Origin of the sequence: Micromonospora sp. HM134 (genome assembly GCF_007833915.1) — a bacterium.
Lineage (GTDB): Bacteria > Actinomycetota > Actinomycetes > Mycobacteriales > Micromonosporaceae > Micromonospora > Micromonospora wenchangensis.
Genome location: NZ_CP041061.1, coordinates 5,158,110 through 5,173,187, shown reverse-complemented (window position 1 = coordinate 5,173,187; position 15,078 = coordinate 5,158,110). Strand labels below are relative to the sequence as shown.

At 69.6% G+C, this 15,078-nt stretch carries 14 protein-coding genes; 7 read left to right on the top strand and 7 right to left on the bottom strand.

The genetic code is table 11. The features are described from left to right. Positions 1–299 precede the first annotated feature (299 nt). Positions 300–1,340 carry a pyridoxal-phosphate dependent enzyme gene (locus FJK98_RS22250; RefSeq protein ID WP_145920741.1) on the bottom strand — a complete coding sequence of 347 codons (1,041 nt, stop codon included), beginning with the start codon at positions 1,338–1,340 and terminating at the stop codon, positions 300–302. A 171-nt stretch (positions 1,341–1,511) separates the two neighbouring features. Here FJK98_RS22250 and FJK98_RS22245 point away from each other — a divergent pair, with 171 nt between their 5' ends. After that, a complete protein-coding gene (locus tag FJK98_RS22245; protein WP_088643290.1) occupies positions 1,512–2,735 on the top strand; it encodes an ATP-grasp domain-containing protein in 1,224 nt (407 codons plus the stop codon). Here the strand turns inward: FJK98_RS22245 and FJK98_RS22240 are convergent. After that, positions 2,732–3,469, bottom strand: coding sequence for a class I SAM-dependent methyltransferase (locus FJK98_RS22240; protein WP_145920740.1), 738 nt, complete (start codon positions 3,467–3,469; stop codon positions 2,732–2,734). The two genes, FJK98_RS22245 and FJK98_RS22240, sit on opposite strands and share 4 nt — an antisense overlap. Before the next feature lie 100 nt (positions 3,470–3,569). Between FJK98_RS22240 and FJK98_RS22235 the strand changes: the two genes are divergently transcribed. Genes FJK98_RS22235 through FJK98_RS22220 form a run of 4 tightly spaced genes read left to right on the top strand, consistent with a single transcriptional unit; the run spans position 3,570 to position 7,685 of the window. After that, entirely contained in the window at positions 3,570–4,607 is a 1,038-nt protein-coding gene (locus FJK98_RS22235; RefSeq protein WP_145920739.1) for an enolase C-terminal domain-like protein, read from the top strand. After that, positions 4,604–5,347 (top strand): trans-aconitate 2-methyltransferase, encoded by a 744-nt coding sequence (locus tag FJK98_RS22230; RefSeq protein WP_145920738.1) that lies wholly within the window; start codon positions 4,604–4,606, stop codon positions 5,345–5,347. Before FJK98_RS22235 ends, FJK98_RS22230 begins: the two co-directional genes overlap by 4 nt. A gap of 29 nt (positions 5,348–5,376) precedes the next feature. Next, positions 5,377–6,531, top strand: a complete 1,155-nt coding sequence (locus tag FJK98_RS22225) for an MFS transporter (protein ID WP_205789139.1) — start codon at positions 5,377–5,379, stop codon at positions 6,529–6,531. Continuing rightward, positions 6,528–7,685, top strand: coding sequence for an acyl-CoA dehydrogenase family protein (locus FJK98_RS22220; protein WP_145920736.1), 1,158 nt, complete (start codon positions 6,528–6,530; stop codon positions 7,683–7,685). The genes FJK98_RS22225 and FJK98_RS22220 overlap by 4 nt, the downstream gene beginning before the upstream one ends. Before the next feature lie 10 nt (positions 7,686–7,695). Here FJK98_RS22220 and FJK98_RS22215 read toward each other — a convergent pair whose 3' ends face one another. Genes FJK98_RS22215 through FJK98_RS22195 form a run of 5 tightly spaced genes read right to left on the bottom strand, consistent with a single transcriptional unit; the run spans position 7,696 to position 13,663 of the window. Beyond that, the gene (locus tag FJK98_RS22215; protein ID WP_145920735.1) at positions 7,696–8,481 is read right to left on the bottom strand and encodes a class I SAM-dependent methyltransferase; all 786 of its coding nucleotides are present in this window, start codon (positions 8,479–8,481) and stop codon (positions 7,696–7,698) included. After that, a complete protein-coding gene (locus FJK98_RS22210; protein ID WP_145920734.1) occupies positions 8,478–9,425 on the bottom strand; it encodes an oligopeptide/dipeptide ABC transporter ATP-binding protein in 948 nt (315 codons plus the stop codon). The genes FJK98_RS22215 and FJK98_RS22210 overlap by 4 nt, the downstream gene beginning before the upstream one ends. After that, entirely contained in the window at positions 9,418–11,220 is a 1,803-nt protein-coding gene (locus tag FJK98_RS22205) for a dipeptide/oligopeptide/nickel ABC transporter permease/ATP-binding protein (RefSeq protein WP_168222539.1), read from the bottom strand. Before FJK98_RS22205 ends, FJK98_RS22210 begins: the two co-directional genes overlap by 8 nt. A gap of 32 nt (positions 11,221–11,252) precedes the next feature. Continuing rightward, positions 11,253–12,209, bottom strand: a complete 957-nt coding sequence (locus FJK98_RS22200) for an ABC transporter permease (protein ID WP_145920732.1) — start codon at positions 12,207–12,209, stop codon at positions 11,253–11,255. Further along, positions 12,206–13,663 (bottom strand): ABC transporter substrate-binding protein, encoded by a 1,458-nt coding sequence (locus FJK98_RS22195; RefSeq protein ID WP_158224148.1) that lies wholly within the window; start codon positions 13,661–13,663, stop codon positions 12,206–12,208. Before FJK98_RS22195 ends, FJK98_RS22200 begins: the two co-directional genes overlap by 4 nt. 608 nt (positions 13,664–14,271) lie before the next feature. Between FJK98_RS22195 and FJK98_RS33700 the strand changes: the two genes are divergently transcribed. Beyond that, positions 14,272–14,613, top strand: coding sequence for a bifunctional 2-polyprenyl-6-hydroxyphenol methylase/3-demethylubiquinol 3-O-methyltransferase UbiG (locus tag FJK98_RS33700; RefSeq protein WP_145920730.1), 342 nt, complete (start codon positions 14,272–14,274; stop codon positions 14,611–14,613). Continuing rightward, positions 14,610–14,912 (top strand): hypothetical protein, encoded by a 303-nt coding sequence (locus tag FJK98_RS33695; RefSeq protein WP_145920729.1) that lies wholly within the window; start codon positions 14,610–14,612, stop codon positions 14,910–14,912. The genes FJK98_RS33700 and FJK98_RS33695 overlap by 4 nt, the downstream gene beginning before the upstream one ends. Positions 14,913–15,078: the final 166 nt, after the last annotated feature.

Genomic DNA, 15,078 nt, shown 5'->3' with positions numbered 1-15,078 from the left:
TGACCGGCGTGTCACCCAACCCGGCCAACGTTTCCGGTCACAGCACTAGCGAGCAAGGCATCGGTCCTCACGTAGGTGGGGTGATCCAATTTCGCTACGTACAGCATCGCGTACCGGCGACTGCTCCCTGCGGATGCGGGGGTGACGAGGGCACCCCACTCTCCCAACTCACGCCCGGGAACGGTGCAGGCGGCGGTTCCGTGTGGTGGGCCACCACACCACAGAAGTTCCCGGTAACCCTCGATCCGTCCGCGCGCGTTGACATCGTTGCCGTGGGCACCTGGCTCCAGCCATGCGGTTCAGGAATCTTGAGCTCTCGGGTGGCGCCTCCAGTGCATGACCGACCAGGGCGGCGCGAGTCCGTCGAGCGAGTCGATCTCCATGGGTTTGAGCGTGTCGGGGTCCAGGGCCTCGCGGTAGCGGGCGAAGACCCGTTCGACATAGCGATGCCCGGTGTCTGCCCCCACGACGAGGTGGGTGCGACCGGGGTCCCGTCGTGCCGTCCAGGCCGCCGCGAGGTAGGCGGCGCCGGTGGACAGGCCTGCGAAGACCGCGTGGTCGCGCATCAGGCCGATCGCGCCGGCCATGGCGTATCGGAATGTCAGCCAGTGAATCTGGTCATAGAGGTTGTGCCGGACGTTGTCGAACGGGATGGCGCTGCCGATGCCGGCGATGATGGCTTCGGGGTCCTGGAACCGTTCGCTGCCGAAGCTCACGCTGCCAAACGGCTGGATGCCGACGAGCGGGGTTGCCGGGTCGTGTGCTCGCAGCGGCTGGATCAGCCCCCCGCTGGACGCGCCGGTGCCGACGCTGGACACCACGGCAAGGCGCGTGTCCGGCAGCGCGGCGCGCACCAGGTCGGCGAGTTCGGCGTAGCCGAGATAATGGACCGGGTCGTGGTACTGGCGCATCCAGTGCATGCCGGGATTGGCGCGCAGCAGCTGGCGTACCCGCTCGACTCGCCGGTTCTGGTCGAGCCGCAGATCGTGCTCGGCCGGCATCTGATCGACGGTGGCACCGAGGATCTCCAGTTGGGCCCGGATGGTAGGTGTAACCGTGGTGGAGGCGATGATGTGGCACCGCAGGTCGTAGCGGTGGCAGACCATCGCCAGTGCCAATGCGTAGATGCCGCTCGAGCTGTCGACGAGGGTATCGCCGGGCCGTATCGTGCCGTCGGCGAGCAGGGCCCGGACGGCGCCGAGCGCGGCGTAGATCTTCAAGGTCTCGAACCGTAGCAGCACGACGTTGTCCGACAGTCTGATCAGGCTGGGAGCCCGGATCGCGTCGGTGATGTGGCTGTGGACGGTCGTTGGCACGTCGGGCGGGTTCGGCAGTGACATCGGCGGTCGTCCCTGGGGTTGAAGCCGGTGGATGGCGTAGACACTCCAAACGCATTGAAGCCGACGCATGTCTGTGTCGGATGGTAAGTCGGGTCGGCGGCCGCATTAGTTCCGCCGTAGTCGATGCAATAGGTCGGGAACTCTTCGGGTCGGCGGGACGACATATACACCGTGACGATTGCCTGCCTCGAGATGCTCTCCTTCGGGCTCGCCCACCTCGTACGTGCCGCCCGGGCTGCCGGTGAGCGGATCGTGCTGCTGACCGGTGTCGAGGAGTTGTACCTGCATGAACTCGCGAAGCTGCCGCCCGAGGCGATCCAGGTCGTTGCCGTGGACACGAACGATCGTGAGGCGGTCTCCCAGGCGCTGCGCGCGATCGAGGACCTCCGGGGTCTGATCAGTTCTACCGACACGTGGGGCGTGACCGGTGCCGAGCTCGCCGTCGAGCTCGGTCTACCGGGTATCGACCCGGCGGTCATCCGGCTGGCGCGCGACAAGTCACGCGTCCGGGACCTGCTCCACGGCAGTAGGCTGAGCCCGTTCCCGGCGTTCGCCGTGGACGACGTGGCCTCGCTGTCGCTCGACGAACTGGCGGCAGCCGTCGGCCTGCCGGCCGTTGTCAAGGACACAGCCGGTACCAGCAGCCGGAACGTGTGGCTCGTCCGCGACGCCGACGACTTCGCCCGCCTGCAACGGCAGGCTGCGGGCGCGACGCTGTTCGGGCGGTTGTTCGCGGAGCCGTTCCTCGCCGGTCCGGTCTACAGCGCCGAGACTGTGACCTGGGCCGGTCGCACTCGCATGCTGGGGATGTCGAGCCGCCTTATGTCGCCGCAGCCCTGGTTCCGGGAGGACGTGACCGCGTTTCCGGTGGCGTTGCCGCCCGACGAGTTCCGGGCGATCGAGGATTGGCTCGGTGACGTGCTGGCGGTCCTCGGCTACACCGACCGGTTCGCCCATGTCGAGCTGGCCATGACCGCCGACGGGCCGCGCCTGATCGAGGTGAATCCGCGGATCGGCGGTGCGCTCGTGGGCGAGTCGATGTGCCGGGCCCTGGATGTGAATGTCTACGGGGGAATGATCGACCTCGCGCTGGGCCGCCGCCCGCGGCTGCTCGACATGCCGTTGGGCGGTGGACCGGCTGTGGCGTTCGTACTGGCGTATCCGGACAGGTCCGGCGACCTCGTCGCCGTGCACGGCCTCGACGACATCGCCCGCTATCCCGGTCGACCCGAGTGGTACCCGACCAGGGCGGTCGGCGCCTCCATCGAGCACCTCAACGACGGGCGCGGCTACGTGGGGATCCTGTTGGCCGAGGGGCCGACCGCGGAGATCGCCACGCACCGCGCCGTGGCCGCGGCGGGTGCCGTGCGTGTCGAGACCCGCCCCGCGTGCTAGGGCCGGGTGCCGCGCACGATGAGCCGTCGGGCGTGGTTGTCGAAGGGCTCGGCATCGAATCCGCCGAAACACTCGACGCCGGTGAAGCCCGCTGCGGTGAGCATCCGCTTGAGCTCGGCGGCACTGTAGAGGTGATGCGTGATGGAAGCCTGCCGGGCCCGGCCGCCGCGGACGAGGTAGAAGTCGTCCCGGAAACGGGTCCAGTCATCCAGCACGGTGCCGCGCACCATCAGCGTGCCTCCATCGACGTCGGAAATGATCGGCGCGGCCCCGTCTCTGGCCGCGACCTCCTTGCCGTACAGGTCGATGAGGAGCCGGCCGCCGGGTGTGAGGCTGGTGAGCGCGTTGCGCAGCACCTGCATGTTCTCGTCGTGGTCGTCGAACAGGCCGAACGACGTGTACATGCTGATCACCAGGTCGAACTGGCCGGCCTCGACGAACTGGCGCATGTCCGCCCGCAGCAGCCGCACGTCGACCCCGGCCTCGACCGCCGCCGTCGCGGCCCGATCGAGCAGCGCTGCGCTCAGGTCCACCCCGGCCACCTGGGCACCGCGGCGGGCCAGCGGGATCGTGTACGTGCCTGGCCCGCATCCCAGGTCAAGCACCCTGGTGCCGGGCGACAGCCGCAGCAGCGGCGACGAGGCGACTCTCGTCTCGGCTTCCGCGGCACGTTCGGGCGCGAAGAACACCGCAAAGAAATCGGTCCACATCGACTCGTCTTCGAACCACTCCATCGCCGTTCCCTTCGCCACCGGTCAGATCTACCTCCTTGTATATGTCGTTGCCGGTTCCCGAACGGTTCCGGCGCGTCGAACGATCGGAGAGAGGCATGTCATGCTGAGCCTGTCCGTCGAGCGTGTTTCGCTGCGGCTGACCGAGACCGTGCGGAGCTCCCGCGGTGAGATCGACGCCGTGGAAACCTGCATGGTCACCGTCACCCATGCCGGCATCGTTGCCTACGGTGAGGGCACGCCGATCGAGTACGACGGGGTCACCGCGGACGATGTCGCACGGGCCATCGAGGCCGACGGCTCTGCCCTGCTCGGTCCCGACCTGACCGACGCGGAGGCGGCGCTCGAACGTGTCGACGCCTGGGACGCGCCGGCAGGTGCCCGGATGGCCTTGGACGGCGCGCTGCACGACTGGATCGGCAAGGTCGGCCGACGGCCGACCTGGCAGATCCTCGCCGCGCCCCGCCGGATCGGGCCGACGGTGTACACGATCGGGATCGCGAGTCCGGCCGAGGCCGCTACTGCGGTCCGCAACGCACCGCAGGTGGGTGCGTTCAAGGTGAAGGTCGGTGGCCCCGACGACATCGATGTCCTCGACGCCATCCGGCAGGTGACACCGCTGCCGATCCGGATCGACGCGAATGAGGCGTGGGATCTCAGCACCGCGCGCGCCCTCACGCCACGTCTGCGCGCGCTCGGCGTCCACCTCGTCGAGCAGCCCTTCCCACGAAGCCGCATCGATGACTACGTCCGCTACCGAGAGCTTCCCGACCGGCTCCCGATCGTCCTGGACGAAGGATGCACCGACGTGGCCAGCGTCCACGCCGCCCGGAAACACTCCGACGGCATCGTCGTCAAGCTGTGCAAGGCGGGCGGCGTCCGCGCCGCACGACGGGTCATGGCAGCCGCCCGGCAGGCCGGGCTCACGGTGCTGCTCAGCTGCATGTGTGAGTCGGAACTCGCCATCAGCCAGGCCGCGCTGCTCGCCCCGCTGGCCGACCACATCGACCTCGACGGCCACCTCTACCTCCGCGATCAACCCTTCCGCGGGCTCGGACTCGAGGGCGGGTGGATCGTCCTGGGCGACGGACCCGGGCTCGGGGTGGCGCCCGCGGCCAGCCCGAAACGGAGTCGACAGTGAACTGGTACGAGGACATGAACCTGTGGTCCGGCTTCTCGGAGGTGCTCTTCACCCCCGAGCGTGCGCGGGCCGCCGCCGATGCGGTCGCCACCTCACCCCTGCTCGCGTTCGCTCCCGCAAGCCGCGTGCTCGACCAGTGCTGCGGCACGGGGTTCTTCACCGCGCCACTGGCTCGCCGTGGCTACCAGGTGACCGGCGTGGACCTGCACCCCGAGTTGCTCGAACGCGCGGCGGCCGCGTGCGCCGACGCCGGCGCGACGGCGTCCTTCGTACGAGCGGACGTTCGCGAGTACGGGGCGCCGGAGGCGTACGACGTCGTGGTGAACATGTACACCTCCTTCGGCTACTTCGACGACCACGAGGACAACATGCGGGTGCTGCACAACGCCCACCGGTCCCTCGCTCCAGGAGGCCAGTTGCTCGTCGATCTGCTGAGCAAGGAGACCTACGCGTCGTGGGTCGGACCACCGAAGATCGTCGACGTGCCCGGCGGCATGGTGGTGATGCGCGACACGATTCTGGACGACTGGACCCGCTACCGAACCGACTGGACGCTGGTGCGGGGCGACACAGCCGCGCACACCTCCCTCACCTGCTACGTCTACAGCGCCGCCGAACTGCGCGCCATGTTCGCGGAGGCAGGATTCGGGAAGATCGAGTGCTTCGGCAATCTGGACGGCGGCCCCTACGACGCCCACGCGACCCGCCTGATCATCCGGGGCAGCAAGGGAAGCGGGTGAGACCCGCCGCACTCGGCTCGTTCACCGGGGTGCGGATCGCCCTGCTCGGCAGCGGGCTGCTCGTCAACCTGATCGGCTTCTCCGTCTACCCGTACCTGGCGATCCTGCTGCGGCAGCGCATGGACCTCAGCATGGATCAGGTCGGCGTCGTCCTGGGGCTGACGGCATTCGTGCAGTTCGCCGGCGGAGCGCCGGGCGCGGTGCTGGCGGAGCACCTCGGCCTGCGGCGTTCGCTGCTGCTGGCGATGGCGCTGCAGACGCTCGGTTCGCTGGGACTGCTCGCTGGCGAGGTATGGCCGCCGGTGACAGTCCTGGCGCTGATGATCCGGTCGGCGGCCACCGCGCTGTACTCGCCCGCGGTCCGCGCCTACACGGTGCACGGCGCGGACCCGGACGAGCAGCCGCGGCTGGTGTCGGCGAGCTACGCCACCGGCAACGCCGGGATCGCCCTCGGTCCGGTGGTAGGTGCGCTGTTCATCAACGACCCGGGGGTGATGTTCGCCGCCGCGGGCGCCCTGCATGCCGCGCTGACGATCGGGCACGCGCTCCTGCCGCAGGAGTCGCGTGGCCACACCCGGGCCGTCGAGCCGCTGCACCGTGCCCTGAGCGGGCTGGCGGTCCTGCCGTTCACGGTGACTGCCCTGACCATCTACCTCCACCTCTACTTCTATCAATATCTTGCGTCCTATGCGGAAGGAAGGGTGCCCACGGTGTTCTACGGATCGGCCATGATGGGCTATTCGCTGCTGCTGGTCGTGCTGCAACCACTCTTGGCAGGGCGGGTCGAACAGATGCGGTACACCCAGGCGATGACGATCGGGTTCGGTGGCCTGGCCATCGGCATGACCGCGTTCGCCGGCGGGCACGAACTCACGATCGCCGCCGGCATCGTCGCCCTCGGCGTGGGCAACTCGATACTCTTTCTCAAGAACGTCCTCGAGGCGCTCGCCGGCACCCCCCGCTCGGCGGCGGTGGTCTTCGGGCACCAGCGGCTCGCCGAAGGCGTCGGCGCGCTCCTCAGCGGTGTCGTCGGCGGCGTCGTCTACCAGGCGTTCGAGACCGCCGGACACCTGCCCGGGCTATGGCTGGCCGTGGCCGCCCAGTGTATGCTGCTGCCGATCCTGGTCGTACTGGTGCACCGAAGGCTCCGGCACCCCGCGCCCGCACCGGTGGGTCCCCGATGACCCCGGCCGACGCAGTCGCCGCGGCCCGCGCCGTCGCGGGGCGCCTGCACGAAGACGTGGTCGCGCGCGAGCGCGCCAACCGACCGCCGCGGGCCGAGATCCAACTGCTACGTGGCAGCGGACTGCTCGCGGCCGATCCCGACGACCTCGAGACCACGCACCTCGTCACCCGCATCATCGCGGCTTCCGACGCCTCGATCGGACACCTCCTCGGCTACCACTACACACACCTCTGGCGCGCCCGCCTGTACGACAACGCCGACCTGGCCCGCCGACTGCGACAAGACGTCAGATCCGAAGGGCTCTTCGTGGCGTCCGTCAGCAACCCACGCGACACCATCGTGGCGACCACGACCGCAGACACGTTCACGGTCTCCGGCCGGGGCGCGTTCGCCACCGGATGTGCGGTCGCTGACCGGATCCTGGTCGGCGCGATTCGCGACGACCAGGAGTCCCGCATCGTGGTAGTGGTACCCGCTGACGCGGACGGGCTCTCGCATCCACCGGACTGGGACAACCTGGGCCAGCGCCTGACGGCCAGCGGCAGCATCGTCCTGCGGGATGTCACGGCCGGCCCCGCCGACGTGCTGGGCACCTTCCCGCCCGGTGAGGACGAGACGAGCCCGAGATGGCAGCAACTGTCGCTCGTCTCCCTCGCCTTCCAAACAGTGCTCACCCAGATACTCGTCGGCATCACCGAGGGAGCGCTGGACGAGGCTGCCCGCTACACGCGGGAGCAGTCCCGGCCCTGGCCAGCCAGCGGGCTGGCCAGGGCCGTCGACGACCCACACGTGCTCGCCGGATACGGCGAACTCGCCGCGAGCCTCCACGCGGCGCGATTGCTGGCCGACGACGCGACCCGCGCCCTCGCCAAGGCCGACCGGCGGGGCCTGGACCTGACCCCGGCCGAACGTGGCCGGACCGCGCTGACGGTCTCGGCCGCGAAGGTCGTAGCCACCCGCCTCGCGATGGAGGCAACGAGCCGGATCTTCGAACTCACCGGGGGTCGCGCCACGACACGCTCATCCGGACTGGACCGCTTCTGGCGTGACGCCCGAACGCTCACCGTCCACGATCCAGTCGCCTACAAGGCCCGGGAACTCGGCACGCACCTGCTCACCGGCAACCCGCCACCGACCACGGCGTACAGCTGAGATCCGTTGCTCAGCGGATCGCGACCAGGACCCGCTCTTCGAGATCCTGCCAAACCACGCCGACCTCGGTCAGCCCTGCCTCCACGAGAGCTGCCTGGTGATAGTCGAGCGTGGCACCCGTCCAGTCACGGGCCCCTGCTGGCCACAGCGTCTGCCGTTCGGCGACGGCGTCGGCCAGCGCCGGGTGCGCTTCGACGGCCGCCCACCAGTCCTCCCACGGCTCCGCGCCGGCCTCGATCGCATGCTGCTGGCGCCCCCGGTCGATGGCCTCACAGGCGGCCCGGAGGCGGCTGCCCGCAGGTAGTGGTAGGTAGTCGGCGTTGACCAGGACGCCACCCGGGCGGAGCAACCCGGCCGCGGTGCGGTAGACCGCCGTCAGCGCGGGCGGCGTGAGCCAGTGCAGCGCCGTGCTGGACAGGACGGCATCGAACGAGCCCTCACCGGATTCAGGGCCGAGCCGCTCCGCCCACGACGGATCACGGAGGTCAGCCCGGACCCAACGCAGCCGCCCGCCCTGGTCGCCGAGCCCGCCCTCGCCGATGGCGAGCAGCACCGGATCGGTGTCAAGCGCCACCGCGCGGCCCTCGGGAAAGCGGCGGAGAAAGCGTTCGCTGATGGCGCCGGGACCGCAGGCGAGATCGAGCACCGTCAGGCCGGGCTGCGGGCAGAGCTGCTCCAGGACGTCGAACATCACGGTGAACACCCGCTCGCGTTGCTCGATGTAGATGTCCTGCTGGACATCCCAGCGGCGCAGCAGCTCGGCGAACGAGGCCTGCGCGATCGTCTGGTCGATCATGCTTGCTCCTGATTCTGTCGGTGACAGGCGACGGACTCGTCGGGACGGGGCCCGACGATCATTTGCGGGCGTTCGGCTTCGCACCGGTCGAACGCCTGTGGACAACGCGGGTTGAAGGCACACCCGTCGATGCTGGCGAGCGGGCCGGGCATCTCCCCGCGCAGCGTAGGAGCCGGCGAAGGGTCCGCGTCGAGGCGTGGGACGGCCGCAAGCAACGCCTGCGTGTACGGGTGCCGAGCGGCATCCATCAGGCGCAGCGTGGGCGCGCTCTCGACGATTCGGCCCCGGTACATGACGGCCACCCGGTCGGCGAGTTGGCGCACCACGGCGAGGTCATGCGCGATGAACAGGCAGCCGAGCCCGAGCCTGTCCACCAGATCCCGGATCAGGTTGAGGACGGTGGCCTGCACGGGCGCGTCGAGGGCCGTGACCGGTTCGTCGCAGATCAGCAGCCGGGGCCGTACCGCGAGAGCGCGCGCGATCGCGACGCGTTGGCGCTGCCCTCCACTGAGCTCACTCGGCCGCCGCCCGGCGAGGCCCGGGTCCAGCTCGACCAGTTCGAGTAGTTCCGCCACCCGCTGGCGGCGTGCCGCCCGAGAGCCGATGCGGTGGATGTGCAGTGGTTCGGCGAGCGCACGGGCGACCGTCTGCCGCGGACTCAGCGATTGGAACGGATCTTGAAAGACCATCTGTACCGCCCGCCGGTACGCCCGGAGGGCGTCACCACGCAGCGCGTGGACATCCGCGCCGTCCAGAGACACCGTGCCGGCGATCGGGCGTTCGAGCCGCACCACGGTCCGGGCGATTGTCGACTTGCCGCAACCGGACTCACCCACGAGCGCCAGCAGTTCGCCGGGGCGGACACTCAGGTCGACGTCGCGGACCACCGGCACGAGCCTGCCGGCGATCGGGAACGCCACTCGTACTGCGGTCAGCTCAAGCACCGTCGTACCCGATCGGCCGCGCCACCGTCGGACGCACCCAGCAGGCAGAGGTGTGCCCTGGCGTCACCGGTTGCAGCGGCGGTTCCTCGACGTGACATCGCTTCGTGGCATGTGCGCAGCGCGGCGCGAATGCGCAGGCACCCACCTTGCGTCGGGCCGGCTCCGCGGGCGGAAGGGTCCGGAACCGGGTTCCGGGCACCGCCTTGGGTGACGGCACCGCGTCGAGCAGGCCGCGTGTGTACGGATGGTCGGGCCGGCTCACGACGTCGGCTGCCGGCCCGACCTCGACGATGCGGCCGGCGTAGCAGACCGCGATGTCGTCGGCTATCCGGGCCGCCGCCGCGATGTCGTGGCTGATGAGGATCAGCCCCATCCCGATGGATTCGCGCAGATCCGCCAGCAGAGCATGGATCTGGGCCTGGGTGGTGACGTCCAACGCCGAGGTTGGTTCGTCGGCGATCAGGATCTCCGGCTCTCCGGCCAGGGCCAGGGCGATCATCACCCGCTGGCACATTCCACCGGACAGCGTGTGCGGGTAGGCGTAGACCTGCGACTCCGGTTCCGGGAGACCGACCATCTTCAACAGCTCGAGCGATCGGGCGCGCTCACGGCCGCGCGGGACGACGCCAGCGTGCCGCACCGCGTCGTCGAGCAGCGCGCCCACCGTCCGTACCGGGTTGAGCGCACCCCGCGCGTCCTGCAACACCACACCGACCCGGCGCCCCCGCACCGCCTCCTGGATCGCCGGTCCGCCGCCGAGCAGGTCGACCTGGCCCAGGACCGCGCGACCGCTGACCCGCGCGGTGGCATCGACCAGCCCGAGCGGGGCGAGGGTGGACAACGTCTTGCCGCTCCCGCTCTCCCCGACGATCGCCAACGCCCTGCCAGGGGCTACGCGGTAGTCGATACCGTCCACCACCTTTCGTCCGGCAAAGGCGACCGCGAGTTCCTCGACCCGGTACGGGCCGGCGGTCGAGCCGTTCATCCGGGCGCGCCGCCGCGGCATCCCGAGCCGTACCAGCGGCAGGTTGTCGGTGGCGAACTGCTCGGCCAGCAGGTTGCTGGCGAGGACGACGGCGGCGATGGCCAGGCCGGGTGGCAACGCCAGCCACAGGGCGGAGTCCAGATACGGGCGGGCGTCGATGAGCATCTGCCCCCACTCCGGTTCGGGCGGCGGGATGCCGAGACCGAGAAAGCTGAGGAACGCCAGCGACAGCACGATGAAACCGATCTCGATGCTCGCGTAGACGAGCACTGGTGCTGCCAGGGCGGGCAATGCATGTTGAAAGAGGATCCGGAACCGGGACGCGCCGAGCACCTGCAGCGCGTCGAAGTAGGTGCTGCGGCGGAGACTGACGAACCGCCCGCGCGCCAACCGGGCAAATGGCGGCCAACCGGTCAGGGACAGGGCCAGAACGAGGTTGGCGCTGCCGTGACCGCGTACGCCCAGGATGGCCAGCGCGACGATCAGTGAGGGCAGCGTCAGCGTCACGTCCATCAACCACAACGCCACGCGATCCGGCCAGCCGCCGAGGAAGCCTCCGGCGGCACCGATCACCACCCCGACAGTGACGGATACCGCGAGCACCGCCGCGGCCAGTATCAGTGAGGCCTGCGCACCGTACAGCAGGCGGGACAACTGGTCCCGGCCCAGTTGGTCGGTGCCCAGCAGATGCTCCATCGACGGCCGCGCCAGGCTGGCCATCAGATCGTTGGCGATCGGGTCGTACGGAGCGATGACCGGTGCCAGGGCCCCGGCTATGACGAAACCCAGCAACGGCAGTGCGCAGATCACGGTACGACGCCGGCGGCCCGCCCCCGACGCCGTCATCCGTTGCTCACCCGCGGGTCGATCCGGCCGTGTAGCCGGTCGGCCAGCCGGTTGGTCGCGGTGAAGGCCAGCGCGAAGCACAGCACGCACGCCTGGATCGCCATCAGGTCGCGGAAGTTCACGGCCTGGACGAAGTAGTCACCGATACCGTTGTGGGCGAAGACGGTCTCCACCACCAGCGCTCCGGTGAGCATGCCGCCGACGATCAGGCCGATCGTGTTGAGGACGGCGCCGGCGACGTTGGGCAGCGCGTCGCGCACGACGATCGACACCGTCGGCGTGCCCCGCGCCTGCGCGGCGCGTACATACGGTTGGGCGAGTGCTTCGCGCAGTGACACGGCGACCACACGGCTGAGTAGGCCGACAGCCGGTAGGGCGAGGACGACCACCGGCATCACGTATCCGGCGAGACCGCCGTCGGCGGAGGTGGGTAGAAGACCCAGTTGCTCGGTGAGCACGACGACCAGTAGATAGCTGACCCAGAAGGTGGGCAACGAGACGGCGAGCAGGCCCGTCAGCCGCAGGCCGCGTCGAGCCGGGCGCCACGGCAGCATGACGGCCAGCGCACCGACCAGCATGCCTAGCGGCAACGCCACAACCGCCGCCAGCCCGGCCAGCGACAGCGTGACCGGGACGCGTTCCGCCAACTCGGTCAGGACCGGCCGGCCGGTGCGCGCGGACTTCCCCAGATCACCCTGCACGGCGTGGCCGAGCCAACGGACGTAACGTTCGGGGATGCTGCCCTCCATTCCCAGCTCACGCCGGGCCGAGGCGACCTGGTCCTCGGTGACGCCGGGGTGCCCGGCCCGCTGCTGCGCGAGCCGGGTGGCGGCGTCACCGGGCGCCAGCGCGATGAGCCCGAACGCCAGCAGCGACGTGATTCCGAGAACCAGAGCCAACTCGGCGGCCAGCCGGGCCGACCGCCGAGTCCAACGCACGAGCAGATCGTTCATCGTTGCAGCGTCACCGTGGACAGGTCGAAGTCGTACTCCGTGTGCGGCACCTGGAAGCCCTTGACCGCCGGGCCGACGGCCCACACCCGTGGCCGGTACGCGATCGGCACGAAGGCGGCCTCCCGGTTCAGCACGGCCCAGGCGTCCTGGTAGTTCTTGGCGCGGGTGGCGGCGTCCCGGGCGTACAACGCTCCGTCGATGAGCCGTTCGACCTCGTCGGTCTTCCACAGTCCGGGATCCTTACGGTCGCCGGTCAGGAAGCCGACCACGAACCCCGACGGGTCGTAAGGGGCGCCGTAGGTCTCCATGAAGGCGAGGTCGTACTTGCCGGCGTGCAGGTCGTCGTAGAACGTGGCCTCGTCGACCGCGACGATGTTCACCGTGATCCCGACCTCGCCCAGTGCCGAGGCGACGGCCTGAGCGCTGAGCCGCGAGTCCTGCCAGCCGACGGCGGCCGTCGACGGGATCCGCAGCGACAGGACCAGCTGCTTGCCATCCTTGACCCGGCCCTTGCCCTCCTGGCGCCACCCGGCCGCATCGAGGATCCGGCGGGCCTGGTCGGGATCGAAGGGCAGGCTCTGCGGCGCCCCTGCGTCCGGGATTCCCGGCGCGAACAGCGTGGTCGCGGCCTTGGCCTGTCCGGCGTAGAGCACCTTGGTCAGGGTCTCCCGGTCCAGGGCGTACCGCACCGCCTCGCGGATCGCCTTGTCGCCCGCGATGCCGTTGAGGTTGAAGCCGAGCATGACGGTGATGTCCGGATCACCGTGCAGCACCGTGACCCGCTCGTCCTTGCCGAGGGTGACCGCCTCGGTCGGCGAGATCGGCGCAAGGTAACTACCGCCGAGCATGTCCACCTCGCCCGCGCGCAGCGCGGAGACCCGGGTCTGCGAGTCCTTTCTGACGCTGAACTCAACCCGGTCGATCTTCGGTTTGGCGCCCCAATAGCCGTCGTTGCGGACCAGGCTCGCGGCCGTCGTCGTGATCTGTTCCAGCCGCCATGGCCCGGTGCCGATGGCCTTGGTGAACTTCCCGGAAGCGTCGACGGCCTTGGGGCTCATGAAGCCGGGGGGCCGGGTGAAGGTCAGTTCCTGCAGCAGCGGGTCGTAGGCGCGTTCGAGGCGCAGCCGCAGCTTCATCGGCCCAGGCACCTCCACGGCCTTGATGATCTTCGAGGCGGCCAGCCAGGAATGCGACTCCTTGCCCACCCAGCGATCGAGGTTCCACTTCGCCGCCTGTTCGTCGAACGGCGTGTCGTCGTGGAACTTCACACCGGTCCGCAGCTCGAAGTCGATCGTGAGTCCGTCCGCCGCGACCTGCCACGACGTGGCCAGGCCCGGCTCCAGGCGACCACCCTGTCCGTACTTCACCAGCGTCTCGAAGACCATCGGCGCGATGAACCAGTCCCCGTTGTAGTCGTGCGGGTCCTGGTCGCCGTACTCGTTCGCGTTCGCCACGCGCAGCGTGCCGCCGGTCGCGGCGGTTCGATCGACGTCCCCGGATCCGCTGGCCGCACAACCTGCCACCAGAGCAGCCAGCACCGCCAGTGTGGCCAGCGCCCGGGCTGGTCGGCAGGCCCGTAGCAGCGAGGAACCTTCGTCCGAATAGCAAGCGACACGCATCAATGACCCTTCCAGAGTGGCATCTGCGCTGACCAGGGGTGGCGGACACCCCTACCTCGAGAAGGAGGCCGGGGTGATTCACAGACATAGTCGTCTGACGACAAGCGAAAGTTCCCTCAAGGTGAGCCGGCGACCGGATCGGCGAACCAGTCGGGTGATGCGGTACGCCGACCGGGCGCGGGAGTGTGGCGATGTCGGCTCTGCCTCACGCAGCCCCGCCACAGTCCGAACCGGTGCCTGGCACCTGCTCCGATCCGGCGACGGGGTGTCCCCGAGGCGAGTCGGTCACGGTGCCGTGCCCCGATCCCAGCGTGCACCCCTGCGCCCGAGCCCTCGTTGTCCCTCCGAAGGTCGTTTGCCGATCCGGCAAGTTTCCTCGCCGGCATCGCGTGACAGGGGGCACCATGCCGGTCGAGCCTGATCGATCGTGAGGACGTGAGCGTATGAAGTACATCGAGCGCCCGGACGCGGCAACCCCGGCCGAGTTCTGGGAGAGTCTGCACCAGCAGGTGGCCGACGCCCAGTGGGAGGTACGCGTCAACCCGATCCTTGCCGCAACGGCCGGCGACCTTCCGCCGGGTGCCGCTCTCGACCTGGGCTGCGGCCAGGGCGGCGACAGCCTGTGGCTCGCGCAACGCGGCTGGCAGGTCACCGCGGTCGACATAGCCGATGCCGCCCTGCAACGGGTGAACGAACGTGCCGCCCAGCAGAGACTGAACGACAGGATCTGTACCGAACGGCATGATCTGGCGGATTCCTACCCCGGGGCACCTGGGACCTGGTGAGCGCTCATTACCTGCACAGCCTCTTCGACTTCCCCAGGGCCCGCATCCTGCGTGATCTCGGCGAGCAGGTGAACCCCGGTGGCATGCTGCTGATCGTCGACCACGGTTCAGTAGCACCATGGTCCTGGAACCAGGGGGCCACGATTCCCACCCCGGACGAGACCCTGGCCGGTCTGGCCCTCGATTCCACGTCCTGGCATGTGCTTCGCTGCGAAGCCCGCGATCGGACGGCCACCGGCCCGGGTGGCCAGACGGCCGAGGTGACCGACAATGTGATCGCCTTGCGCAGGACGGGCTGACCGGATCTTCGCTGCGAAGGCGACCGCCGTCGGCCCGGCCCGCGCGAACCGGCCCACGACGGGCGTCATTCGGTTCGGGCAGAGCGTTCCGCGTTACCGGAGGCGACCGTCCCCCGGCGGGCCATGGCGTCGCCGGTGATGAGCAGGCCGTCGGGTTCGGCTGGTT